The 24,377-nt window shown below is 70.0% G+C and carries 15 protein-coding genes, 1 tRNA gene and 3 pseudogenes; 9 read left to right on the top strand and 10 right to left on the bottom strand.

Features of this window, described 5'->3' with window-relative positions; all coding sequences use genetic code 11:
• Nucleotides 1–124 precede the first annotated feature (124 nt).
• Nucleotides 125–7,063: a DEAD/DEAH box helicase gene (locus ABT288_RS08830; protein WP_351604216.1), complete on the top strand. Its 6,939-nt coding sequence runs from the start codon at nucleotides 125–127 to the stop codon at nucleotides 7,061–7,063.
• Entirely contained in the window at nucleotides 7,060–9,327 is a 2,268-nt protein-coding gene (locus tag ABT288_RS08825) for a UvrD-helicase domain-containing protein (RefSeq protein WP_351604214.1), read from the top strand. The genes ABT288_RS08830 and ABT288_RS08825 overlap by 4 nt, the downstream gene beginning before the upstream one ends.
• A gap of 34 nt (nucleotides 9,328–9,361) precedes the next feature.
• On the opposite strand, the gene ABT288_RS08820 is transcribed toward ABT288_RS08825, so the two are convergent.
• Nucleotides 9,362–10,306, bottom strand: a complete 945-nt coding sequence (locus ABT288_RS08820) for a serine/threonine-protein kinase (protein WP_351604212.1) — start codon at nucleotides 10,304–10,306, stop codon at nucleotides 9,362–9,364.
• 1,304 nt (nucleotides 10,307–11,610) lie between these two features.
• Here ABT288_RS08820 and ABT288_RS08815 point away from each other — a divergent pair.
• Nucleotides 11,611–12,981: a recombinase family protein gene (locus ABT288_RS08815; protein WP_351604210.1), complete on the top strand. Its 1,371-nt coding sequence runs from the start codon at nucleotides 11,611–11,613 to the stop codon at nucleotides 12,979–12,981.
• A gap of 149 nt (nucleotides 12,982–13,130) precedes the next feature.
• Nucleotides 13,131–14,345 (top strand): SMI1/KNR4 family protein, encoded by a 1,215-nt coding sequence (locus ABT288_RS08810; RefSeq protein ID WP_351604208.1) that lies wholly within the window; start codon nucleotides 13,131–13,133, stop codon nucleotides 14,343–14,345.
• 40 nt (nucleotides 14,346–14,385) lie between these two features.
• On the opposite strand, the gene ABT288_RS08805 is transcribed toward ABT288_RS08810, so the two are convergent.
• From ABT288_RS08805 to ABT288_RS08785, 5 genes and pseudogenes are all read right to left on the bottom strand, one after another.
• The gene (locus tag ABT288_RS08805) at nucleotides 14,386–15,567 is read right to left on the bottom strand and encodes a transposase (protein WP_351604206.1); all 1,182 of its coding nucleotides are present in this window, start codon (nucleotides 15,565–15,567) and stop codon (nucleotides 14,386–14,388) included.
• A pseudogene (locus ABT288_RS08800) lies at nucleotides 15,465–15,791 on the bottom strand (transposase domain-containing protein); the annotation flags it as partial. The gene ABT288_RS08805 and the pseudogene ABT288_RS08800, both read right to left, overlap by 103 nt.
• 94 nt (nucleotides 15,792–15,885) lie before the next feature.
• Nucleotides 15,886–16,215 carry a hypothetical protein gene (locus ABT288_RS08795; protein WP_351604204.1) on the bottom strand — a complete coding sequence of 110 codons (330 nt, stop codon included), beginning with the start codon at nucleotides 16,213–16,215 and terminating at the stop codon, nucleotides 15,886–15,888.
• 65 nt (nucleotides 16,216–16,280) lie between these two features.
• Nucleotides 16,281–16,365: transfer RNA gene (locus ABT288_RS08790), tRNA-Leu, on the bottom strand.
• 175 nt (nucleotides 16,366–16,540) lie between these two features.
• Nucleotides 16,541–16,750, bottom strand: a pseudogene (locus ABT288_RS08785) (aldehyde dehydrogenase family protein); the annotation flags it as partial.
• Between the two features lie 213 nt (nucleotides 16,751–16,963).
• Between ABT288_RS08785 and ABT288_RS08780 the strand changes: the two are divergent.
• Nucleotides 16,964–17,395 (top strand): hypothetical protein, encoded by a 432-nt coding sequence (locus tag ABT288_RS08780; protein ID WP_351604354.1) that lies wholly within the window; start codon nucleotides 16,964–16,966, stop codon nucleotides 17,393–17,395.
• Complete coding sequence (locus tag ABT288_RS08775) at nucleotides 17,395–17,922, top strand: hypothetical protein (RefSeq protein WP_351604202.1); 528 nt, start codon at nucleotides 17,395–17,397, stop codon at nucleotides 17,920–17,922. The genes ABT288_RS08780 and ABT288_RS08775 overlap by 1 nt, the downstream gene beginning before the upstream one ends.
• A 173-nt stretch (nucleotides 17,923–18,095) precedes the next feature.
• On the opposite strand, the gene ABT288_RS08770 is transcribed toward ABT288_RS08775, so the two are convergent.
• The 4 genes from ABT288_RS08770 to ABT288_RS08755 all read right to left on the bottom strand — a co-directional run bounded on the left by ABT288_RS08770 (nucleotide 18,096) and on the right by ABT288_RS08755 (nucleotide 21,411).
• A complete protein-coding gene (locus tag ABT288_RS08770; protein ID WP_351604200.1) occupies nucleotides 18,096–18,773 on the bottom strand; it encodes a GntR family transcriptional regulator in 678 nt (225 codons plus the stop codon).
• 117 nt (nucleotides 18,774–18,890) lie between these two features.
• Complete coding sequence (locus tag ABT288_RS08765; protein WP_351604198.1) at nucleotides 18,891–19,838, bottom strand: beta-ketoacyl-ACP synthase III; 948 nt, start codon at nucleotides 19,836–19,838, stop codon at nucleotides 18,891–18,893.
• Nucleotides 19,839–19,976: 138 nt separating this feature from the next.
• Nucleotides 19,977–20,105, bottom strand: a complete 129-nt coding sequence (locus ABT288_RS08760) for an MFS transporter small subunit (protein WP_351604196.1) — start codon at nucleotides 20,103–20,105, stop codon at nucleotides 19,977–19,979.
• On the bottom strand, nucleotides 20,080–21,411 hold the full coding sequence (locus tag ABT288_RS08755) for an OFA family MFS transporter (protein ID WP_351604195.1): 1,332 nt from the start codon (nucleotides 21,409–21,411) through the stop codon (nucleotides 20,080–20,082). Before ABT288_RS08755 ends, ABT288_RS08760 begins: the two co-directional genes overlap by 26 nt.
• A gap of 153 nt (nucleotides 21,412–21,564) precedes the next feature.
• Between ABT288_RS08755 and ABT288_RS08750 the strand changes: the two genes are divergently transcribed.
• The 3 genes and pseudogenes from ABT288_RS08750 to ABT288_RS08740 all read left to right on the top strand — a co-directional run.
• The gene (locus ABT288_RS08750) at nucleotides 21,565–21,846 is read left to right on the top strand and encodes a hypothetical protein (protein WP_351604193.1); all 282 of its coding nucleotides are present in this window, start codon (nucleotides 21,565–21,567) and stop codon (nucleotides 21,844–21,846) included.
• Between the two features lie 245 nt (nucleotides 21,847–22,091).
• Nucleotides 22,092–23,852, top strand: coding sequence for an MOSC domain-containing protein (locus ABT288_RS08745; RefSeq protein ID WP_351604191.1), 1,761 nt, complete (start codon nucleotides 22,092–22,094; stop codon nucleotides 23,850–23,852).
• Between the two features lie 177 nt (nucleotides 23,853–24,029).
• A pseudogene (locus tag ABT288_RS08740) lies at nucleotides 24,030–24,299 on the top strand (helix-turn-helix domain-containing protein); the annotation flags it as partial.
• Between the last annotated feature and the right edge of the window lie 78 nt (nucleotides 24,300–24,377).

Raw genomic sequence — 24,377 nt, 5'->3', positions numbered from 1 at the left:
CGGGGCGGCTCCCGTTGTCGGAGGTGAGCGGTATTTTTGATGCTGATCGTCACGCCCCTCTCTCCGACTGTCACGACGGTGCGTGCCCGTCGGTCTTGGAAGCCGTCCTGCCCGAAAGGTCCTCGTGAAGCCCACCTTGGCCGCCGCTCAGCTCCGCGGCAGTCTGACGCAGTACCTCACGACGACGTACGCGCTGGCCGACGAGGACACACGGCTCGCGCTGGAGCGGTTCCTCGGGGATCCGGAGACAGGGATCTTCCGGGGTCCGTACCTGCGAATCAGGACGCCGTTCCACCCCGCCGAGGACGGGTGGCAGTCGGCGCTGGAGTGGCAGCCGTCGTTCACGCCGTGGCGGCACCAGGCGAAGGCGTGGAAGCGGCTGAGTACCTACAGGGGCGCAGCCGAGCCGACCCTCGTGACGACGGGCACCGGGTCCGGTAAGACCGAGTCGTTCCTGATTCCCGTGCTCGACCACTGCCGACGGCAGAAGGCGCTGGGCCGGCACGGGGTGAAGGCCGTGCTTCTGTACCCGATGAACGCGCTCGCCACCGACCAGGCCGGCCGTATCGGCGACTACCTTGCGCAGCCTGAACTGGCGCAGGTGACGGCCGGTCTCTACATCGGGGACAAGCCGGACACGGACTTCCGGCGGGTGATGACGCGTCGCGAGGAGATGCGCCAGTCGCCGCCGGACGTGCTGATCACCAACTACAAGATGCTGGACCTGCTGTTGCAGCGGGCCGAGGACCGGCCGCTGTGGGAGGGGGCGGACCCGGCGTACGTGGTGCTGGACGAGTTCCACACCTACGACGGCGCGCAGGGCACGGACGTGGCGATGCTGCTGCGGCGGCTGGCGGCGGCCGTGGGCGCCTCGAAGCCGGAGCGGCCGCTCGGATCGATCTGCCCGGTGGCGACCTCGGCGACCCTCGGTGAGGGCGGAGGCGACTCCGGCGGCATCCTCGCCGTCGCCGAGCAGGTGTTCGGCGTGCCGTTCGGTCCGGACGCGGTGATCGGTGAGGAGCGGCTGAGCGCCGACGAGTTCGTCGGCGACATCGACTACGAGCTGCCCGAGCCTCCCGGGCCCAAGGAGGTCATCGAGGTCTCGGGCGGGCCGGGCGTGGAGTCCGACCCGGACCGGCTCGACCTGGACGGGCTCGCGGAGCGGCTGCTGGGGCGGCGCGGCCTGGACGCCTTCCAGATCGGGCGGCTGCTAAAGAAGCACGACTTCACCCACGGTGTGCTCGCGCTGCTGAACGGCGAGCCGCTCGACGAGTGGGGGCTGCGGGACCGTATGGCCCGCTTCGGGTACGCGTGGGCGCGCACCGCGCGGGAGAATCCGCGGCTCGCGCTGGAGGCGCTGTCGCGGTTCGTGGCGCTGCTGTCGTCCGCGCGGGATCCGGAGTCCGACGAGCGCCGGCCGCGTCCGCTGCTGCACATCGAGGCGCACCTGTGGGTGAGGCCGGTGGGGCGGGTGCTCAGCGGGGTGAGTGGCCGTCCGGAGTTCCGCTGGTACGAGGACGAGCGCGCCGTCGCGCGGCGTTCGGCGCTCACCGCGGCGTCGGCGTCCGAGGAGCTGTCCGACAGCGACGAGTGGCCTACGGCGGACTCCCGGCGGCCGGAGGCGCTGCCTGGTTCGGACACCGTGCAGCGCCCGGCGCAGGCCCATCTGCCCGCCGTCTACTGCCGTGTGTGCGGCCGGTCGGGCTGGGCGGCGCTGTCTCCGGAGGCCGATCCGCAGAAGCTGGAGACCAGCCCGCTGCGGATCTGGTCGGCGGCCGTGGGACGGGACAAGCGGCGGCTGCGGTATTTCATCTCGGCGACGCTGGCCGAGGCGCGGGACGCTCTGGCGGCGTTGACCGGCACCGGCCCGAAGCAGGCGGGCGGCGTCGATCCGCAGACCGTGGTAGTGCTGGACGGGGCGCAGGGCACCTACCGCCTGCCTGTCGCCGAGGACGGGGAAGGGCTGCAGGACGCCTGGTTCGCGCGGGCCATCCTCGACAAGAAGACCGCCGATCAGGCCGCCAAGGACGACACCTGCCCAGCGTGCAACACGGACAACGGCATCCGGTTCCTCGGCACGGCGCTCGCCGCGCTGGCCTCGGCCACGGTCACCCAGCTGTTCACCGGCGGCCACGAGATCGCGCTGGCGCCGGAGGAACGAAAGACGCTGCTGTTCAACGACTCCACGCAGGACGCGGCGCACCGGGCCGGGTACGTGGCCAACGCCTCGTACAAGTTCTCGCTGCGCTCGCTGCTGGCGCACCAGCTGGACGAGGCCGGCGCACCGCTCCCGCTCAACGACCTCATCGGCGACGTCCTGGACTCGGTGGACGACCCGCAGACGCTGGCCGCGGTCGTCCCGCCGGACCTGCACGACGAACCGGGCGTGGACCGGCTCCTGTCGGGGCGGGGCACCGGTGACGCGCGGACCTGGAAGCTCATCGGGGAACGGCTCGCGTTCGCGACCGTCATGGAGTTCGGGCTGCGCTCCCGGCTCGGGCGCACCTTGGAGCTGACCCGGACCACGGCCGCCGAGGTGGTGGTCGACGATCCGGACCGGATCGTCGCACTCGCCCGCGACCTCCACCTCAGCCTGCCCGGGCAGCTGGGCCTTGAGGGCAGCCTGCCCACGCCCGAGCGGTACATGGCGTTCGTGCGCGGGCTGCTGGAGCGGCTGCGGCTGCGCGGCGGCGTGCGGCACCGGTGGCTGGACACGTGGATCAGGGAAGCGGGCGTCAACCAGTACCTGATCTCCGGACAACGGCCGGAAGGCATGCCCGCCTTCCCCGAGGGGTATGTGGCGCCGCCCAGGTTCCTGCTCGACGGGCCCAAGGAGAAGACGAAGTTCGACACGATCACCGGTCGTGGCAACTGGTACCAGGACTGGACGCGCCGCTGCCTCGGCCTGGACGCGACGCAGGCGACCGAGTACCTGCGCAGACTGCTGCCCGTCCTCGCGGACGAGGGCGTGCTGTCGGTGCGCACCGCCAAGGACCGCACGAGTCGCGTCTACGGGCTGCAGCCGGGCCACATCCATGTGCGGCTCCTGACGGACGACCTGGTCAACAAGGCGTTCGTGTCCTGCGAGGAGTGCGGCTGGCAGCAGGTGGTGCCGCCCGAGCGGCGCACCCGCTGGTACGGGCACCCCTGCCCGCGCTGGCGCTGCACCGGCATCCTCACCGCGCCCCAGCACGGCATGTCGTCGGCCGGAGCGGGCAGCGGCGGCTTCGGCGGGAAACTGGAGCGGGACTACCGGGCCGACTACTACCGGCGGCTCTATCTGACCGGCGGCACCTACCGGGTCGTGACGGCCGAGCACACCGGCATGCTCACGCGGCCCGAACGGGAGCGCGTGGAGCGGACGTTCCGGCAGGGCACCCACTACACCGACCCCAACGTGCTCTCCTGCACGCCCACCCTGGAACTGGGCATCGACATCGGCGACCTGTCCGCGGTGCTGCTCGGCTCGCTGCCGGGCGGCCCGGCGAACTACGTGCAGCGGGCCGGGCGCGCCGGACGCCGGACCGGCAACGCCCTGGTGGTCGCCTTCGGCGGGCGCCGGGCCCGCGACCGGTACTACCTCGACGACCCGACCGAGATGATCGCCGGTGACATCGTGCCGCCGGGCTGCTACCTGTCGGCCGTGGAGATCCTGCGCCGCCAGTACACGGCGCATCTGCTGGACCGGGCGGCGCGCGGCGAACTGACCACGGCGGACGGCGAGCCGCTCATGCCGCTCCCCCGCCTGTCGTCGGCGCTGTTCGGCACCACCGGCTGGTGCCAGGACCTGTCGGACGCCGCGCTCACCCACGGGGCGCGGCTGGTGGAGGAGTTCCTGACGCTGTTCCCGCAGGCGCCCGGCGGCCCGGACGACGACCGGGGCGTGTCCCCGCACGCCGCGGACGAGCTGCGCGCGTACGCCACCGGCGGCATCGCACGGGCCCTGCAGGAGGCCGAGGAGGAGTGGACGGCGCGCCGCGAGGAGCTGCGCCGCCGAATCGCCGCCATCGACACCGCGGTGGACGGTCTGCTCGCCGAGGACCGCGAACAGGGCGCCGAGCGGCGCGAGCTGCTCGCGGAACGGCGCGCCACGGGCGAGCTGCTGCGCCAGCTGAGCCAGACCAGTGCGCACGGCGCCCTCGTCGAGCTGGGCCTGCTGCCCAACTACAGCCTCACCGACACGACGACGTCGCTGGAGGCCACGCTCTACTGGAAGGAGACCCCGGGCGACGACGAGAGCGCGGAGGCCACGGACGGCGACGACGAGCGCCGAAACTGGGTGTACCGCAGCGAGGTGCGCGACTACGAGCGGTCCCGCAAACTGGCCCTGACCGAACTCGCCCCGGGCAACAGCTTCTACGTCAACGGCTACCGGCACGTGGTGCGCGCCCTCGACATCGGCAGCCCGGAGCGACGGGCCTGGGCGGTGTGGCGTATGTGCCCGGCCTGCGGTTACGCGCGCACGCACGGCGACCCGAAGAACGACACCTCGCCGTGCCCGCGGTGCGGTTCGCGGGAGATCGCCGACGCGGGCTGCGTGCACCACGTGCTGGAGCCCCGGCGCGTGATGGCGCGCGACAAGCGGGACGACGCCCGGGTGCGGGACGACCGTGACGAGCGCGACCGCAAACGGTACGCGGTGCTCACCACCGTCGACATCGACCCGGCGCGCCTGGCGACCGGCTCCTGGCGGCACGACACCGCCGTCTTCGGCGCGGACTTCACACGCAAGGCCGTCATCCGCACCCTGAACCTCGGCGTCGACCGCCAGGACGGAAGCAGCACGGTCCCGCTGGCCGGCGACGACGTACGCCTGAACCCCTTCTACGTCTGCACGAGTTGCGGTGGGGCGACGGCCGACGGACGGCCGGTCGTCGACCAGTCGCAGCACGCGCTCACCGCCTCGCTCGCCCGCTCCACCCGCGCGAGCGCCCACCACCAGTTGTGGTGCCCGCGCCGACGGCTGCGCGGCAGCGGGGAGGAGCAGGGCGCCGGGCTGGACGTGCCGCTGCTGCTGGCGCACGAGCTGACGACGGAGGCCGTCCGCATCCTGCTGCCGGCGTCCGTGGCACGGGCCAAGGAACGGCTCGCCTCCTTCACCGCCGCGCTGTTCGCGGGCATAGCGGCCCGCTACGGCGGCGATCCCGACCACATCGACATCACCGCCGCGTCCATGCCGGACGGCGAGGACCGCGACTGGCCGCGCCGGTTCCTGGTGGTGTACGACCGGCTGCCCGGCGGCACTGGCTACCTGCACCGCCTGGCGACCTCGGACGGCTTTCGCGAGGTGTTGCTGAAGGCCCGTGAGGTCATCGAGAGCTGCGGCTGTCTGGAGAAGGGACTCGACGGCTGCCACCGCTGCCTGCTGCGCCGCGTGCCGCCGGCCGACTACGACAAGGTCAGCCGCAACGAGGTCCGGCAGATGCTGGACGAGCTGCTCGGCGCGGACGGCGAGCGCTGGCGCACCTCGCCCGTCGCCACCACCCAGCACATCCCGATGCACAGGCAAGCCGAGAGCGATCTGGAGGTGCTGTTCATCGACACGCTGCGGGAGTGGGCCGGGCTGCCCGAGAGCCGTGCCAGCGGCGACGCCTACATAACGCCGGCCGGTACCCACGCGCTGGACCTGCGGCTGACCGCGGCCGACGGCACCACGCTGAGCTGGCGGGTGTCGCAGCAGCGCGTCCTCGACGGCACCCGCCCCGACGTCCTCTTCGAGCGGGTCGACGCCCCCGGCCCGCGTGTCGCGGTCTATCTGGACGGCTACGAGTTCCACGCCGGCCGTGAACACAACCGCGTGGGCGACGATGCCGACAAGCGCACGCGGCTGCGCGCGGAAGGGCTCCGGGTCTTCCAGCTCACCTACGGCGACGTGGCCGAGTGGCAGCGCCGCGTCCGGGACACCGGGCACGCCGGCGCCGGGCCTGCCGACCCGGTGTGGGAGCCGTACGGCGACCAGGCGCGCGCCAGGGCCCGCGACTACTACGCCAAGGTGTGGCGCGCCCTGCCCGGTGAACTCGCGGAGACGGTGTGGGTCAATCCAGCCGTGCAGCTCGTGGAGTACCTGCGCCGACCGGACGCGAAGCGCTGGCAGGGGCGGGCGGAGGCGGCCCTGGCGGGCTTCATGGGAGCCGGAGCCCGTCCCGTCCCGCTGCCGCCTGACGTGCTCGGCGAGCAGATCACGGTGGCGCTGCGCGGCGGAACACCCGCAGGGCCCCCTGGCCTCGTGCAGCTGTTCACGGTCACCGACCGCTCGGGGCTGCCGTTGGTGTTCGCGGCGGACGGGCGGGTGAAGCCGCCCGCGTGGACCGGCATTGTCCTTCTCGACGACGCGCCGGGCGTCCACGCCCAGGAGGAGGCGCACAAGCGCCGCTGGCGGGCCTGGCTGTACTGGTCGAACGTGCTCCAGTTCCTGGACACGGGCGGCGGTGACGCCGTCCAGCTCACGACCGGCCGTCTCGACGGGTTCCCCGTCGAGACGCTGGCGGTCACCGGCGGCCGCGGGGTCCTGGAGAGCGTCCGCACCGCGCTCGGCTCCGCCGCCGGTCCTGACACCCCGACCCCCACCTCCGCGCCCGCCAGTCGCACGCCCGCCCAGGCCGGGACGACCGCACCTTCGCTCCCGGCCGCCGCAAGAGTGTCCGTGGCGGGGCACGCCCCGCCCGCGCGTGACGCCGCGTGGGACCGAGTCGTCGAATACCTGGACCCGGACGAGCCCGGCCTGCTCACGCTCGCCGAGGCCCTCGCCGCACGCGGCCTTCCGGTCCCCGAGGACGGTTACGAACTCGACGAGAACGGCTGGCTGGCCGAGCTGGCGTGGCCCGGCGCGCGCATCGGCGTCGTCCTCGCCCCGCGCCCGCCCGAGGGCCAGGAGGAGGACCCGGAGGCCGCCGACCGCGACCGAGCGTTCGCCGCGGCGGGCTGGGAGGTGCGTCCTGCAGCCGACTGGACCCCGGACGACATCGCGGACGGGCTCGACGGCGCACAACCATCCGACGACCGGGAAGGTCGTAACCAGCCAGACGGCACCACCACGGACACCGGGGAGAACGAACAGCCGTGACCGGCAAGAACGTGACGCTGCGCCTGCTCGACAAGGCGGACCGGGAGATCCTCAAGCTCCCCCGCCCGGTAAAAGGCGCGATCTACGACTTCCAGCACAAGTTCAAGACCAACCCCGATTCCGCGGGCCTGCGTCTCAAGCAACTGCAGGGGCACGACAAGCTCTACTCGGCGCGCATCAACGACGAGTACCGTGCGCTGCTGCTGCGGCTGGCCGACGACGACTGGCTGATCGTCTCGGTCAAGCACCGCAAGGACGTGTACGCACATCTCGACCGGCTCACGTACTCGGTCAACCGCGTCACCGGCGGCATCGAGTATGTGGACCTGCAGGTCGTGCAGGAGGAAGTGCTCAGTCCTCCGGCCCCGCAGACGGCCACGCCCTCCTCGCCCACCGAGCCACTTCACCCCGCCGAGCCTGCCGCTCCGCAGCCGCTGTTCGAGAAGTGGTCGGAACAGCAACTCACCGACCTGGGTGTGGCACCCTCCCTGATCCCTGTCGTCGCCGCGCTGACCACCGAGGACCAGCTCCTCGGGCTCGTCGAGTACGCGCCGCAGCTCACCGGCGAGGTGCTGCTGGCGCTGTACGACGGCAAGGAGTACGACGACGTCCTCGAGCAGGTCACGGCCCCCGTGGCGGCACTGGAACCCGTGGACACCGAGGACTTCCGGGCTGCCGTCGAACGTCCCGCCACCATCGTCACCACGACCGACGACGCGCTGCGCGAGGCGCTGGAGGGCGAGGACTTCGGACGCTGGAAGGTGTTCCTGCACCCCACGCAGGCCAAGCTCGTCACGCGGGACTACAGCGGTCCGGCGCGCGTGGGCGGCGGGCCCGGCACCGGCAAGACGATCGTGGCACTGCACCGCGTCAAGCACCTGGTCGAGCAGCTCCCGGCCGGCCGGAACAAGCCGGTCCTGCTGACCACTTACAACAAGAACCTCGCGGCGGATCTGCGTTCACGGCTTCTCGCCCTGGGCGGCGAGCCGTTGCTGTCGCGCGTCGAGATCAGCCACGTCGACCAACTCGCGCTGCGGACCGTCCGGGAGGCCGAGCCCGGCAACCGCAAGCGGATCATCGACGAGGCGCAGGCGGTCCGCGAATGGCGCTCGCTCCTCGACGAACTCGGCGAAGACGACTGGGACGCGGAGTTCCTGAACGACGAATGGACGCAAGTGATCCTCGGGCAGGCCGTCACCTCCCGCACGGACTACTTCCGGGCCCGCCGTGCCGGACGCGGACGCACGGTCAGCCGGTCCGAACGCGCTGAGATCTGGCAGCTGGCCGAACGGTTCACGCAGCGCCTAGACCGGCTCGAGGTCCAGACCTGGGATCAGATCGCAGAGCGGGCGGCTCAGCTGGAAACGGAACGGGCACGGCGCATCCAGGCCATCGACCGTCAGCGAGAGGAAGCGGGCGGCCTCGACAACATCCACATGGCCGACGGTTCGGGAGGCTGGCTGCGCTACCGGTACCGGCACATCGTGGTGGACGAGGCTCAGGACCTGCGGCCCGCGCACTGGAAGATGCTCCGTGCGATGACCGCTCCTGACCGTAACGACCTCTTCCTGGTCGGCGACACCCACCAGCGCATCTACAAGAACCAGGTGACCCTCGGCAGCCTCGGCATCAACATCCGCGGCCGGTCCTCGAAGCTGTCGCTGAGCTACCGCACCACCCGGCAGATCCTGCGCTCCGCGCTGAACGTGCTCGGCCAGGAGACCTACGACGACCTCGACGGCAGCACGGAGACGCTGGCTGGCTACCGGTCCGTGCTCAGTGGCGCCGTCCCGGACCTGCACAGTCTCAACGACTGGGAGGACGAGCGAGAGGCGATCGCGGCGCTGATCGAGTCCTGGGGCGACGTGCCGCACGAGCAGATCGCGATCGCGGTGCCGACCAACCAGATGGCGAGCGAGGTCGCGTACGCGTTGGCCCAACACCGCATCCGTGCACTGGAGATCGGCCCGGACGGACCCCGCGGCGACAGCGGCGTCCATATCGGGACGATGTTCCGGTTCAAGGGGCTCGAGTACCAGCGCATGATCATCGCTGGCGTGACCGACGGACTGGTGCCACGTGCGAGCGTCCAGCAGCAGCGGACCACGGACCCAGCGCGCTACCGATTGGAAATGCAGCGCGCCCGGTCCCTGCTCTTCGTAGCGGCCACGCGCGCCCGGGACAGCCTGGACGTCTTCTGGCACGGGGAGCCGAGCCCGTTCCTCAAGGAACTGATCAAGGTTCGGCCGCCCGTCGCGGCATGACTGACTCCTGGGCTCGTGCCGCGGTTCGCTCTGGCTAACGCGGCACGACCGGTCCATGGGGTACGAGGAACGGCCGCCGGGGATCCTCCGGCGGCATCCTGCGCATCGCGAGTGCCGGATCAGGAACCGGCAGGTACGGGGCAAGAGCCGCGTACACTTCCGCCGCACCGCCGGGACGATCCTCGGGACGCTTGGCGAGCAGTGCTTGCAGCAGGTCCTGAAGCGCGGCGGGGGCCTCGGCACCACAGTCGGCCAACCAGGGCGGGGACGCGGTGAGGTGATTGGTTACCAGCTCGGCGGGACCCTTGCCGTGGAAGGGAGGTCGGCCGGTGAGCATGTGGTGCAGCAGGCACCCCACCGCATACAAGTCGCTGCGACCGTCCAATGATTGCTCACCAGCCAGGAGTTCGGGCGACGCGTAGGACACATTGCCGAGCGTTTCACCCGTCATGGTGAGCCGCGGGTCGGTGTCCGAGAGGACCTTGACAAGACCGAAGTCGAGAATCTTCACCAGTCCGCTGGAGCTGATCATCACGTTCTGGGGCTTGAGATCGCGGTGCACCAGGTCGGCCGCATGCGCGGCGGACAGCCCCGAGCACGTCTGCGCGGCCACGGAGACGGCCGCGGGCACGGACAGACGCCCACCGTCGGCGCCGTCGATGACGTTGTCGAGGGTCGTCCCGTCGACGAGCTGCATCACCAGGCAGCAGATGTCCTCGGTGACGGCGGCGTCGTACACGGTGGTGATGTTGGCATGGTCCAGACGAGCGGCGGCCTTGGCCTCCCTCTCGAAGCGTGCCAGGGCGGTGGGACGCCAGTCCGGCAGGGCTAGAAGATCCGCGGCAACGGTCTTGACCGCCACCGGCCGCTCCAGATAGACGTCCGTCCCCTGCCAGACGTGCCCCATCGCCCCTCTGCCCAGAATCCGATCCAGCCGGTACCTGCTGCGCAGAACCTTGCCCGCGGCAAACTGCTCCACGTTCACTTCCCTCGGTGAGCTCCAGCGGCATGTCGATGCGCAGGCAGCCTGGCAGAGGCCGCTGTCGACAGCCCGCACGGAGGAACGCGACCAGTCTCGCGCGCACCAGGACGATTCTCCTGGACAGGGGAGACCAGCCCTCACAGGGGTGATGCCTGATCACCCGCCTCGTGAAACGGCAGGTTAAGCGCTACGGAGTGCTCTGCAAGAGATTCCAGGGATCAGGGCTGCGGCAGCCCCGCTGGCGCTGCTCTCCCCGCAACGGGGCCGCCCGGCAAGACCATCTAGGCGTGCTGTCCCTCTGGCGGGCTGAGCACGTAGGTCGTCCGCGAGCCGACGAGGTGACGCGGGTCGTCGAGATCCGGGATGCAGCGGACTTGGACGAGATCAAGTCGGCATACGAGCGGGTGTTCGTCATCGAAGCCGCGGCTGTTCGCGGAGTTCTTCGACGGGACCTCACCGAGGCCGCAGCACACAACCGGGCTCTGCAACTCATCACGCCATGCACCAGATGCCCCACCCTGCCCACCCTCGACATACGCACCACACCACTGGAGCGTCCCGGCTACGACCACGGCCTCTCCGGCGCCCGGCTCACTGGAACGACGGCGCCATCAGAGCCCTCACCACCGCCAATGGACAGCCCCTCGTCGCCGAACCATTCACACCCGGTGCCCCTCGCCATCCCCCCAGGTCCCGAACTGCCACCCGCCCCGATCTCCCTCCCCCTCGGTCCGGACGCAGTACACAACACCGCCCTGCGCCACACGTCCCAGCCAGCCGTCAACCTGTCCCCCACCCGACTCGGCCCCGCGGCGTCCCAGCGCTTCACTACGCCCTGGGCGACGGCACCGACCTCAAAGCCTGGGCCACCCTCCAGCACCTCAACAGCACGTCCGGGACGATATGACCCGAGGAGACCGCTGTTCTGACGTGCCGTCTGCGGGCCAGAGGGGACCTGGACGGGTGCATCAACAGCGGGCCGGATGGCACGCGCAGACTTACCGGCCCGTGATCGGCACCGGGCGTCAAATCTGCCGTCCTACATCTCTATAGGAGATGTGTCAGCACTCACGAGTCATTTGGCCCGACACCCGACGGCTCATACGGCGGCCCCATCCGAGCACCCTCAGACCATCCACGCGGTGGTCCCCAACGAGCCACCCGTTGTTACGGAGTCCGTGGCAGTCGCCCTTCTGCAGCTTCTTCAAGCTATGAGTGCCCATTCGAGGTACGACAGAACGCCACATATAACACCCGCAAAACGCGCTCAACGCGCCACACGTACGGGAGTCTCACCGCTCGTGATCCGCTTCGCCTTCGCCGGCCGCTGCTCCACCGAGGACCTCCAGGACCCGGAGGCCTCCAGAAACTGGCAGCTCACCCGCGCCCGAGCCCTGATCGAACCCGCCGGAGGCCAGATCGTAGGCGAGTACTTCGACGTCGGCCACAGCCGCTCCCTGCCTTGGCAGCGCCGTCCCCGCGCCAACGAACTCCTCCAAGCCCTGCGCAACCCGAACCGCGGCTTCGATGCCGTCGTGATCGGAGAACCCCAGCGCACCTTCTACGGCAACCAGTTCGGCAACACCTTCCCCTTCTTCGTCCACTTCCGCATCCCCCTCTGGGTCCCGGAGGTCGGCGGACCCATCGATCCGGACAACGAAGCCCACGACCTGGTCATGTCCGTCTTCGGCGGCATGAGCAAGGGCGAGCGCAACCGCATCAAAATCCGGGTCCGGACCGCGATGAGCTCTCAGGCTCAGCTCCAGGGCCGCTACCTCGGCGGGCGGCCGCCCTACGGCTACCGGATCGCCGACGCAGGCCCCCACCCCAACCCGTCCAAGGCTGCCGCCGGACAGCGCATCCACAAACTCGAACCCGACCCCGCCGCCGCACCCGTCGTGAAGCGGATCTTCCGTCTGTACGTGGACGGCATGAGCTACAGCGCCATCGCCGCCCAGCTCACCCGGGAAGGCATCCCCTGCCCCTCCGCCCACGACGCCGCCCGAAATCCGCACCGCAAGAAGACCGCATGGCAGCAGGGCGCCGTGCGTGCCATCCTCCTCAACCCCCGCTACACCGGCCACGAGGTCTGGAACAAACAACGCAAGGAAGAACGCCTCCTCGACGTCGACGACGTCACCCTCGGCCACCGCACCCACATGACCCACAACCCGCCGGACGAGTGGATCCACTCCAACGAACCCGCCCACGAAGAGATCATCAGTCCCGATCTCTTCGATGCCGCCCGCACCGTGCGCACGCAGCGCGCCCGCAACCAGGGGCGGCAGGAGCGCGCCGGTAAACGGGGCGCGCGCCCCTACGCTCTGCGCGGCCGGGTCCGGTGCAGCCTGTGCGGGCGCAAGATGCAGCCCGCCACCATCCGCAGCCGCGTCTACTACCGCTGCGAGTTCAAAGAGGAAGAAGCCGCCCTCTACCCCGACCTCACCCACCCACGCACCGTCTACCTGCGGGAAGACACCGTGTGTCAGGCCCTGGACCGATGGATCGCCCGCGCCTTCGCCCCCGACCGGCTCTCCGCCACCATCGAAGCGCTCACCCACGCAAGCACCGCAGAGCCCCACACCCCCGGACAGGCTCAAGCACAACACCGTTGCGTTAACGCTGTGACCTGCGGGGCAAGGGGGTTGGGCGAGGCAATGAGGTCATGGTAGCCCGGCCGGTCACGCGCGCTGTGGCACCGCCCGGGAGCCGAGCGATTCAACCCGAGGACAGCCGAAGCGTCAGTCAGTGGGCGGGTCAGACGCCCGAGCGGTGCCAGGTCCCAGTCTCAATGTCGGTGGGGGATGTCATCCTCGGCTCCATGGATCACTCTGCGCGGATCACCGCGTTCACAGGTCTCGTCGGACCGCCGCCCGGCCCGGCGCCCGCCGTCGACTGGGCGGCGGTCGAGGGCTGGCTCGGCACCCCGCTGCCCGGTGACTACAAGGCGCTCGTGTCGGCGTACGGTGCGGCCGAGATAGGCGGCCCGGGTGCGGCGATCCGGCTGCACCCCCCGTGCGTCAGCACCGACGGCCGCTTCGAGTACGCAGCATGGATCGTCGAGACGCACCGGCACTCGGCGATCCGGCCCGGCATGTTCACCGCGCGTCGGCGCCCCTTCCTGCCCGAGGAGGGCGGCCTGCTCGCCTTCGCCACGACGAGGAGCGGCGACCACCTCTTCTGGAACACGGGCGCGTCGGACGACCCCGACGAGTGGCCGGTCACGCTCATGACCACGAATGTGGCAGTCGGGGTGAGCGAGCCCTGGGTGGACTACGAAGTCCCGCTCTTGGAGCTGCTGTTCACGCTGCTGCGCACCGGCGTGCCGCACCCGGGCGAGCCCGGCGGGCTGCTGGGCCCGCTGTCCTCACAGATACGGGTCTGGCCGCCGCTGGCCAGGGCCGCACCCTGGTCGCCACCGCCTGCGGGCACCGCCGTGGACGCGCGGCAGCACGCGGCGCTCACCAAGGGCTCGGGCCTCGACGCCGTCATGGCGCTGGTTCCACCGCCCCTGGAGCCGTATCTGGGCGAGGGCACATGGGAGCAGGTCTTCGAGCGGCTCGGCACCCGGCTGCCGCCGGACTTCGTGGCGCTCGCGGAGCGGTACGGGGCGGGCAACTGGAGCTGGTGGCTGGACATGAGCGCCCCACTGTCCCTGGACCGGCCACGGGAGCAGGGGCTCGCGGCCACCGTCGAGGGCATGCTTGACGGATACCGCCAACTGCGCGCCGCCCATCCCCAGTACTACCCGATGCCCGCGTGGCCCGAGCCCGGCGGCTTCCTGCCGTTCGCGTCGACGATCGACGGGGACCAGATCGGCTGGTGCGCGGACGGCCCGCCCGAGACATGGCGCGTAGCCGTCAACCCGCGCCACTGCGACCAAGGACCGCCCCTGCCAGGCGACTTCACGGCAACCCTGGTCACGTGGTTGCGCGGTGGCCCCGCCGAATCCGGCTTCCCCGGTCTGACCGGCCGGGACCTGCATCCGCTGGACGTCATGTTCTTCGAACCGTTCGGGCCGGGCGCGCCGTGGTGAAGGCCCCAAAACGACGGGCTGGGGCCTCATCACCGTTGCGTTAGGGCCATGAGCGGCTGTTGAGGCCGTGGGCGAAGAACACGACGGTGGTGTGGACGGTGTAGTTCTGGGCCTTGTGGGGGTGTTGTCCCGCGTTCGGGCCGTACTTGCTGGTGGGGTTCTTTCGGGTGCGGGCCTTCACCCGTTGCCGTCGGTGGGCGGGCAGGAGGTCGCCCAGGGCCGCGCGGCCGATCGTGCCGACCAGGTCGACGAGGGTGCTGGGGAAGATTCCATGGCTCGCGGTGACGGTGTCGGTTGCGGCGGCCAGCAGGACGGTGAGGCTGATCCGTTCCATGGGTATGTCCGGCCGTCCGGTCAGGGCGTCGTCGCCGGCGCGGATCAGGGCCTGGTAGGCGGTGAGCAGGGCGTAGACCTCCTGGTCAAGGCCGTCGATGCTGCGGGAGCGCAGGACACGGCCGTCGAGCATCGTGGCCTTGATCGAAAAATATGCAGTTTCTGCCTGCCACCTGCGATGATAGAGATCAACGAGCTCGGTGGCCGGATACTTGACGGGGTCCAGCAGATTGGTGATCAGCCGCCACTGCTCGGTGCGGACGGTGCCGTCGGCCAGGGTGACGGTGAGGGTCGCCTCGATCACGCGGACCGGCAGAAGTACCCGGAGGACGCCGTAGCCGACGCGGGCGATGTAGGAACCGTCGCCCAGGTGCTCGGCGGAGGTGGGGACACGGCGGGCCCCGGAACGCACGAGGAACCTCGCCCCGCTTTGATGGACGGCATGAAGGTACTCGTTGCCGTCGAAGGCCGCGTCGGCCAGCAGGAGCATCGTCTTGTCCAGGGCAGGCAGAAGCCGCTTGGCATAGGGGAGTTCTCCCTCGGACTCCGGTCCGAAGGCGGCGGTAATGAGCGCTCGGATGCCACACTCGACCAGGGCCAGCAGCCGCAGCAGCGGATAGCCGAACTCCAGACTCTCCCCGGCCCGCTTGGGGTAGCGCCAGGTGAGCTCTCGTCGTCGGGGGTGTGCAGCAGGGTCCCGTCGACAGCCACCGTGCGCAGGCCCTGGTAGAAGGACCCGTCCTGCCCGGGGCGGGCGACGGGCCCAGCAAGCGTCTCGAACAGACCCCGCAAAGGCGCGGCCCCCACCCTGCGCCTGGCCCGTGTCAGCGAGGAGACCGAGGGACGCACCAGAGCCAGCGGGGTCAAGGCCGCGGTCAGCTTGGACCACACCATGCGATAGGAGTGGCGCTCGAACAGCGCGAGAGCGAGCACGAAGTACACCACCACCCGCGAAGGCAGCAGCCGCAGCCGCTTCTCGCGCCGACCGGTCTCCTCCAGCAGCGCGTCCACCAACGCGAAGTCCACGATCTGGGTCAGCTCGCCCAGGTGCCCCGGAGCGAACACCCCCGTGGCTGTCTCGACCGTAGACGTGATGACAGACTTCTCCTGCATCGGGACCCCTGACCTTGATCGACTTTCTCGCCGATCGTTGATCTACAGGAGTCCCATTGCCTCGCCCAACCCCCTTGCCCCGCAGGTCACAGCGTTAACGCAACGGTGTTGGGCTCAAGCACGCCATGCGATCAAGGAGTGCGAGCGGCGCCTCGCGCGCTACCAGGCATCCCTCGAGGCCGGAGCCGACCCCGCCGTCGTCACTCGGTGGATCAACGAGGCCCAGCGGGACAAGGACGCGGCGCAGAAGAAGCTCGACGCGCACCCCGCCGTCACTCGGAAGAAGCAATCGCCGCTCGAGGCGCGACAGATCCGGCAGATCACTGAGAGTCTTGGAGATATTGCACAGCGTATCCAGATTGCCGCCGTCGAGAAGAAAGGCCCGCTCTACGAGGCCCCGGGGATCACTATCAGCTACGAACATGCAACGAGGACCGCGACCGTAAGGTCGAGGCCCTCGTCACCGTATCGTCAATCGTTGAATCGTTGTGTCCGAGGGGGGACTTGAACCCCCACGCCCGATAAAGGGCACTAGCACCTCAAGCTAGCGCGTCTGCCATTCCGCCACCCGGACTAGGTGTCTGCCGCCTTGCGGGGGATGTTCCCCGCGGCGACAGGGACAACAATACCAAGGTTTCGGAGTGCGTTTCACCTGCGTATCCGTCCCGTGGGGGCGGCCGGGGCCGAGCCGAGCCGCCGGGTCGGCGACGGTGTACGGAATGCATGATTCCGTGTACGTCGTGTGAGGGTCACGGCATGAGCTGGTACTCCGGGAAGCTCCCGGGCAGCGGCTCCCCCACCGGACCCCGGGTGACGGCCCGCACCAGAAGATCGCCGACGACGAACGCATCCCGCCAGAAGGCGCCGAAGCCGCCGAACAGTTCGTCCTGGTCGCCCCGGGAGCGCGGGACACCGTGCCCCGTCTTGAAGGCGTGGATCTGCGGGGCCAGGCGGTGACGGGGGCGCCGCGGTGGCTGTGCGCGTCCCGCCACTGAACGCTGGTGTGGCCGCCGTGCCAGACGGCTTGGCGCTGATCCGAGTCGACGGTGAAATGGGTGCTGTCCCGCGCACGGCTACGCCGCTTCCCGTCGGCGGGAGCGTTGTACGTGCCTTGTGACTTCCCTGTGTGGCATGGGACACGCCGCCTGCTGGTGATCTCGGGGCTGCTTCCGCTGGGTCAAGTGGGGGAACGCGTTCCGCGTGCGGTCGAGATGCGGACCTGCGCGGCCGCCTTCGTCTCGCGTGTCACCGCCCGGAACCGGCTTCCGCTGGACTACTCCGAACGCAGCCTGCGAATCGTCGGCTTCCTGATCGACGGGTTGCGGAAGGGAGGCGCGTGCCGGGAGGAAGCGCACGACACCCTCTTCGGGCTCGGCGCGTACGTGGGTGAGGTGCTCGTGCACCGTGCGGGGGCGCTTTGGTGGGAGTTCGACGCCTCCCAGCGTGCCTACTTCGGCCAGCCCATCGGCGTACGTATGCCGGACGGGCGTGTGTGGAAGCCCCTCGGCAAGGTTCTCAACCGCTTCGAGGTGGGCGGTCCCGAAGAGTCCCTGCAGCTGTTCTACATGACGCTGCACGGGCGGGCCCGGCGAGCCGCCGCCTGATGGCCGGCCCGGAGATCGTCGACGTCGTATACGGCGAAGGGCGGGACTCCGGGCGCGCAGCCGTGCTCGGACCGATCGACACCGCGGTGGCGGTCGCGCGGGACGCCGCAGGGCTGCCGTACGCGGTGGTGCAGCGACAGCAGGGCAGCCCCGGGGTGATCGTCGCGCATGTGGCCTGGGAGCGTCACTGCCTCGGGCTGTGGGTGTACGACGCGCAGGGGCGCCGGTTCCTGGAGATGGACCTGTGGCGCCTGGCGGAGGACCGGCTCTTCCTCATTCACCAGCGCGGCTGGGCGTACAGGGACGACGACATACCGGAGTTCGCGGCGGACGCCGGGCGGGTGACGATCCAACTGCTGCCGGACGGACGCGGTACCAGGACCGTCAAACCACGGGGCGACAAGGGGGGGCTTGCTGCAGACGACCGCGGATGTGTCCGAGGAACGGCGATGGTTCCCGGTACCGGCCTTCGGGCGGTGGCAGGACCTGCTCGCCGTGCTCGGCTTTCCGGGCGTCGACAGCTGTGAACTGCGCGAAGCCCCGGAGCTGCCCGAAAGCGAGCCGGTCCGGCCCAACTGGCCGGCACCGCAAGGAATGCGGCCCCGACATCTGAACGAACTGTTCACCGCGGGCGCCCGCTTCACGACCGACGAGGTGCCTGCGGACCGTCAACGCAGGTGAGCGGCACTCCAGTTGGTGATCAGGAGCCGCTTCGCTCGTGGTAGGAGCGGCGGGTGTGTTCCGTGTGGGTGCGCATCAGCTGGGCGGCCCGTTCATCGTCGCGGGCGGCGATCGCGGTGATCAGTTCGCGGTGTTCGATCCAGGACTGGCGTCCGCGCCGGCGGGCCACCGGGGTGTAGTACCAGCGGACCCGGCGGTCGACCTGGGCGGCGAGTTCGGCGAGGACCGCGTTGCCGGCCAGTTCCATGATCTTGGCGTGGAAGGCCGCGTTGAGGACGACGGCGCGGTCCACGTCGTCGGCGGCGACGGCCTGCTCGCCCTCGGCGCACAGCTCCTCCAGCGCGCCGACGCCCGGGGCGCCGGCGTGGGTGGCGGCCAGCCGGGCCGCCTCCGCCTCCAGCAGGGTGCGGACGGTGAGGAGCTGGTCGGCCTCCTCCTCCGTCGGCTCGTGCACGAACGCGCCCTGTGCGGGCCGCAGATCGACCCAGCCCTCGGTGTTGAGCCGCTGCAGCGCCTCGCGCACCGGCTGCCGGGAGACACCGAGGTGACCGGCGAGCTCGCTCTCGACCAGATGCTGGCCGGGCTGCAGGGCGCGGGTGGTGATGAGCTCCAGCAGTGCCTCGTAGACGCGCTCGCGCAGCGGTCCGGGGCGTTCCAGCCTGGGCACCGCCCCCTGCGGCAGTCCGGTCGACAACATCGCGGTCCCCTCCTGGGCAGGTCTGGCCGTGCGGACGCTGGACGCTCAGTGGCGATTGTCTTTTGTCTACAGTCTACGGTGCACAAAATCCAGACCTTTGTGCGCCCACTTCGCCGTTCAGGGGCAGCGTACGACCTGCCCGGCGTACGACAGATTGCCGCCGAAGCCGAACAGCAGCACCGGGTCGCCGGAGCGGAGCGCACCCTGCTCGAGCAGCTTGGAGAAGGCGAGCGGGATGCTGGCGGCCGAGGTGTTGCCGGACTCCGTGACATCGCGGGCGACCACGGCGTTGACGGCGCCCAGCTTCTCGGCCAGTGGTTCGATGATGCGCAGGTTGGCCTGGTGCAGGACGACACCGGCCAGGTCCGCGGGCGTCACGCCGGCCTTCTCGCAGGCGCGGCGGGCGATGGCCGGAAGCTGGGTGGTGGCCCAGCGGTAGACGCTCTGCCCCTCCTGCGCGAACCGCGGCGGGGTGCCCTCGATCCGCACGGCGTGCCCCATCTCCGGCACCGATCCCCACAGCACCGGCCCGATCCCCGGCTCCTGACCCGGCGGGCAGGCCTCGACGACGGCGGCCCCGGCCCCGTCGCCGACCAGGACGCAGGTGGTGCGGTCGCTCCAGTCGGTGACGTCGGACATCTTGTCGGCGCCGATGACCAGCGCACGGGTGGCCGCGCCGGCCCGGACGGTGTGGTCCGCGGTGGCCAGCGCGTGGGTGAACCCGGCGCACACCACGTTGACGTCCATCGCGGCCGGCTGCGGGATGCCGAGCCGGGCCGCGACCCGGGCGGCGGTGTTCGGGGAGCGGTCGATCGCCGTGGAGGTGGCGACGAGGACCAGGTCGATGTCGCCGGGGGCCAGACCGGCGGCGGCCAGGGCCTTGGCGGCGGCGTGCGCGGCCAGCTCGTCGACCGGCTCGTCGGGTCCGGCGATGTGCCGGTTGCGGATGCCGACCCGGCTGCGGATCCACTCGTCGCTCGTGTCGACCATGCCGGCCAGGTCCTCGTTGGTGAGCACCCGGGCGGGCTGGTAGTGACCGATGGCGGCGATGCGCGAGCCGTTCATGGCGGGAGTCCCCTCGTGGCCGTGGGTAGCGGGATCCACCAGTCTGATCAGTGACCCACGGGTACGACGGCAGGTGAAGCCACAGGAATCGGGCGTCCGAGTTGTCGGCTTCCCTCAGACCCTCGGACGCCCGAGCACTCACCCCGTGAACAGCTGCGTCGCCTTGTGCACGAGTTCGTACACCCCGTAGGCGAGGGGCGCCCCCACCCACAGCCAGGCGAGGATGATCAGGCCGCGCCGGCTAGGCGGGCTGCTGTCGCTGGGCATCGGCGGCCTCCCTCTGGGCGGGGATGTGGTGGCGGGTGTGCACGGGACGGACGAGCTCGTTGGCGACGAAGCCGACGACGAGCAGGCCGATCATGATGCCGAACGACAGCCCGTACAGCGCCGGGCCGTGCTTCCCGGCCTCCTTCTGCCGGTCCGCGATCCAGTTGACGATCAGCGGCCCGAGCACGCCCGCGGTGGACCAGGCGGTGAGCAGCCGGCCGTGGATGGCGCCGACCTGGTAGGTGCCGAAGAGGTCCTTCAGATAGGCGGGGACGGTTGCGAACCCGCCGCCGTAGAAGGAGAGGATCACGAGGGCGCACAGGACGAACAGCGGCTTCGCCGAGTCCCCGAACAGCGCGATGAGCAGGTACATCAGCGCGCCGACGCCGAGGTAGCAGCGGTAGATGTTCTTGCGGCCGATCCGGTCGGAGGCGGACGACCAGCCGATCCGCCCGGCCATGTTGGCCGCCGACAGCAGCGCGACGAATCCGGCGGCCGCGGAGGCCGACACCGGCGTGGAGCTGTCCGCGAAGAAGTCCGTGATCATCGGGGCGGCCTTCTCCAGGATGCCGATGCCGGCGGTCACGTTCGTGCACAGCACGATCCACAGCAGCCAGAACTGCGGCGTGCGCACCGCGCTGCGGGCGGACACCTGCACGCCGTCGGCGGAGCTCGGCCCGCTCGCGCTCGCGCCGGGTGTGTCCGCGCGTGGCACGCGCACGAGGAGCACGCCGAGCGTCATGAACAGGGCGTACGACAGTCCGTGCACCAGGAACGCGAGGGCGATCCCGGAGTGGCCGGTGCCGAAGGAGGCGAGCATCTGCGCGGACCAGGGCGAGGCGATCAGGGCGCCGCCGCCGAAGCCCATGATGGCGATGCCGGTGGCCATGCCGGGCCGGTCCGGGAACCACTTGATCAGGGTGGAGACGGGCGAGATGTAGCCGATGCCGAGGCCGATCCCGCCGACGAAACCGTAGCCGAGGACGATCAGCCAGTACTGCTTCGTCTGGGCGCCGAGCGCGGAGATCAGGAAGCCGGAGGAGAAGCAGACGAGGGCGACGGTCATGGCCCAGCGCGGCCCGTTGCGCTCCACGAGCGTGCCGCCGAACGCGGCGGACAGACCGAGCATCACGATCGCGAGCTGGAAGGGCAACGCGCTCTGGGTGCCGTCGAGATGGAGCGCGGATTCCAGCGGCGGTTTGAACACGCTCCAGGCGTAGGCCTGTCCGATGGACAGATGGACGGAGAGGGCGGCGGGCGGGACGAGCCAGCGGCTCCAGCCCGGGGGTGCGAGAGGGGGGCTCATGCCCGCGGACGGTAGGGCGAGCGACGGGAGTTGAGAAGGGCACGGTCGACCGTATGCGGTGAACGGTCTCCGGGAGGCGCTCAACGGTCGCCGCGCGAACCCTTGCTGAGCGGCATTCCATACTGTAGACAACAGGAAGACGCGATCCAGACCGTGGAGCACTACCACCGGCCGATCATCGACATCACCGGCACCCTGGATCTCCTCACCGACAACGGACGTGCAATGGCCCGCGTGATCGTCGCCATGGCCAACAAGCAGTCGCTGGCAGACACGGGTGATCTTGGTCGAGAACCCGTCTACCAGGAGCTTCGTCGTCGCGCATGCGTGTCCAGCACACGGTCAGCACCGCCGGCTCGGAAAAGGCTCAAGGCCAAAGAGCAGTCGACATCGCTCACAGGCAGGATGACGACCTCGAGCTTGTACTCCATTTGATTATTCTGGTGCAGCACGGCACAGCCCCGCCACCGAGCGTGCACGGCATGGACGATCCGCCCGGGAAAACGAGTGGACATGGCCTTCCGCGCCGGTCCCTGCGTCCGAATCTCAGCGAATGCACCAAACGATTCGTGATCACGGAATCGCGGCGGCCCCGGCACGGGAACTAGGATCGGTCCCAGCGCACAGATCACGGGGCTGTGAGGGGCTGACCCGGCCGGCCGGCCCGCAGGAGGTCCGCAATGGCGACGCTGCTGTCCGTGAACGTAGGCATGCCCAGAGACGTCCCCTGGCAGGGAAGGACTGTCCACACCGGAGCCTGGAAGGCCCCCGTCCAGGGCCCCCGCATGGTCCGGCGGCTGAACGTCGATGGAGACGGTCAAGGAGATCTGGCCGGGCATGGCGGGGAAATTCGAGCCGTTCTCGTCTACCAGTTGCAGTCCTATCAGTACTGGCAAAAGCAACTCGGTCGCGACGACCTGGCCTTCGGGATCTTCGGGGAGAACTTCACTGTCGACGGTCTGCCCGACGACGAAGTGTCCATCGGCGACCGGTACCGCATCGGCGAAGCCGAATTCGAAGTTACCCAGCCGCGCGTCACCTGCTACCGGGTCGGCATGCGCCTGGGCGAACCGACCATGGCCTCCTTGCTGGTCGCCCACCACCGACCCGGCTTTTACCTGCGCGTCCTCACCGAGGGGCGCGTCGAAGCCGGCGATGAGATCAGCCTCATCCGCAAAGGTCCCGAACAACTCAGCGTTGCCGAGATCGACGCGCTGCTCTACCTCCCCGGTCGCGACCCCGCGAAGCTGCGTAAAGCACTGAACATCCCCGCTCTCAGCCCCGGATGGCAGCAGTCCTTCCGCGAACTCGCCGCCGCCCAGCAGCCTGAACAGGAACCGGGATGGCCGGGCGAACGTGCCAGCTGCCAGCAGCCCAGACAAGAGCCGCAATGGCCGGGGTTCAAGACCATGCGCATCGCCCGCATCGTCCCTGAGACCCCCACCGTCTCGTCGATCTACCTCGCCGCCACTGATGGCACACCCTTGCCCGAAGCCCGTCCGGGCCAGTACCTGTCCGTCCGCCTCGCCGTCGGCGATGCCGCCCCCGCAGTGCGCAGCTACTCACTCTCCTCCGCACGCACAGCCGACACCTACCGCATCAGCGTCAAGCACGAGCCCCACGGGAAAGTCAGCAGCTATATCCATGCCACGCTCCGCCCCGGGGACCTCGTGGACATCGCCAGCCCCCGCGGGACATTCGTACTCCAAGAAAGCACCCGCCCGATCCTCCTGATCTCCGCAGGGATCGGTGCCACCCCCGTGCTCGCCATGCTCCACCGACTCGCCGCCACAACAGACGCACGCCCTGTCTGGTGGATCCATACCGCCCACGACCGCGCCCACCACGCTTTCGCGGAGGAGAGCCACGCCCTTCTGGCGCAACTCCCCAACGCCCACGAGCACATCTACTACACCTCCGAAACCCCGCATCCCGGCGAGCTCTACATCACCCAGGGCCGCCCGACCGCACGATCACTCACGGCCATGGGCATCCCCACCGACGCCGACGCCTACCTGTGCGGACCACCCGCCTTCATGGACGACGTCGGTGGCTTCCTGCGCGATCATGGTCTGCGCCCCGAGCGGATCCATACGGAACAGTTCAGCGCCCTCCCGGCCATCAACCCCGGCGTCACCCCCACCGCCGTGGTGCGGCCGCACCAACCATCAGGTCCACCGGGCACCGGCCCCCTCATCACCTTCGCCCGCAGCGGCATCACGACCCCGTGGTCACCCGCCCACGCGTCCCTCCTCGATCTCGCCGAAGCCTGTGACATCCCCACCCGCTGGTCCTGCCGCACGGGCGTCTGCCACACCTGCATCACCCACCTTGTGTCAGGCGACATCACCTACACCACCCCACCCCTCGAACTCCCCGAAGCCGGCACCATCCTCGTCTGCTGCAGCGCGCCGACCACCGAAGTCGTCCTCGACCTCTAGCCGGCCGGCAAAGGCACAGGCCGGGCCTGCGCATCACCGTCGCCGACCGCTTCCAAGACGGATAATTCGACGGCGAGTTCGCCGACCGTGGCTAGTGCTCTGACCGGGAAGGTTGGCCGGGGTAGTGGTTCCCGCGGTTGGATGTCCGGAGACGTCCGTCGGACTGCCGGGGGTGTAGTGGCTGAGCCTGTCCGTGTGCGTAGGTTGACTGACCAGGAGGGGCAGAAGCTGCAGCAGATCGTGCGCCGGGGCAGCACCAGTTCGGTGCGCTACCGCCGGGCGATGATGCTGCTCGCTTCGGCCGGCGGCAACCGGGTCCCGGTGATCGCCCAGCTGGTCCAGGCCGACGAGGACACGGTGCGGGAGGTGATCCACCGGTTCAACGAGATCGGCCTGGCCTGCCTGGACCCTCGATGGGCGGGAGGCCGTCCCCGCCTAATGGGACCTGCCGGGTCGTAGAGACTCGGTGCCGTAGCCGCCAGCAGGTGAGCACTCTCCCCGCCGGAAGCGTCGACTTCTGTGAGC

It is taken from the genome of Streptomyces sp. NPDC001093, from assembly GCF_040298985.1.
In the GTDB taxonomy this organism is placed as follows: Bacteria; Actinomycetota; Actinomycetes; order Streptomycetales; family Streptomycetaceae; genus Streptomyces.
The sequence above is the reverse complement of the archived record's forward strand: the minus strand, read 5'-3'. Positions and strand labels throughout refer to the sequence as shown.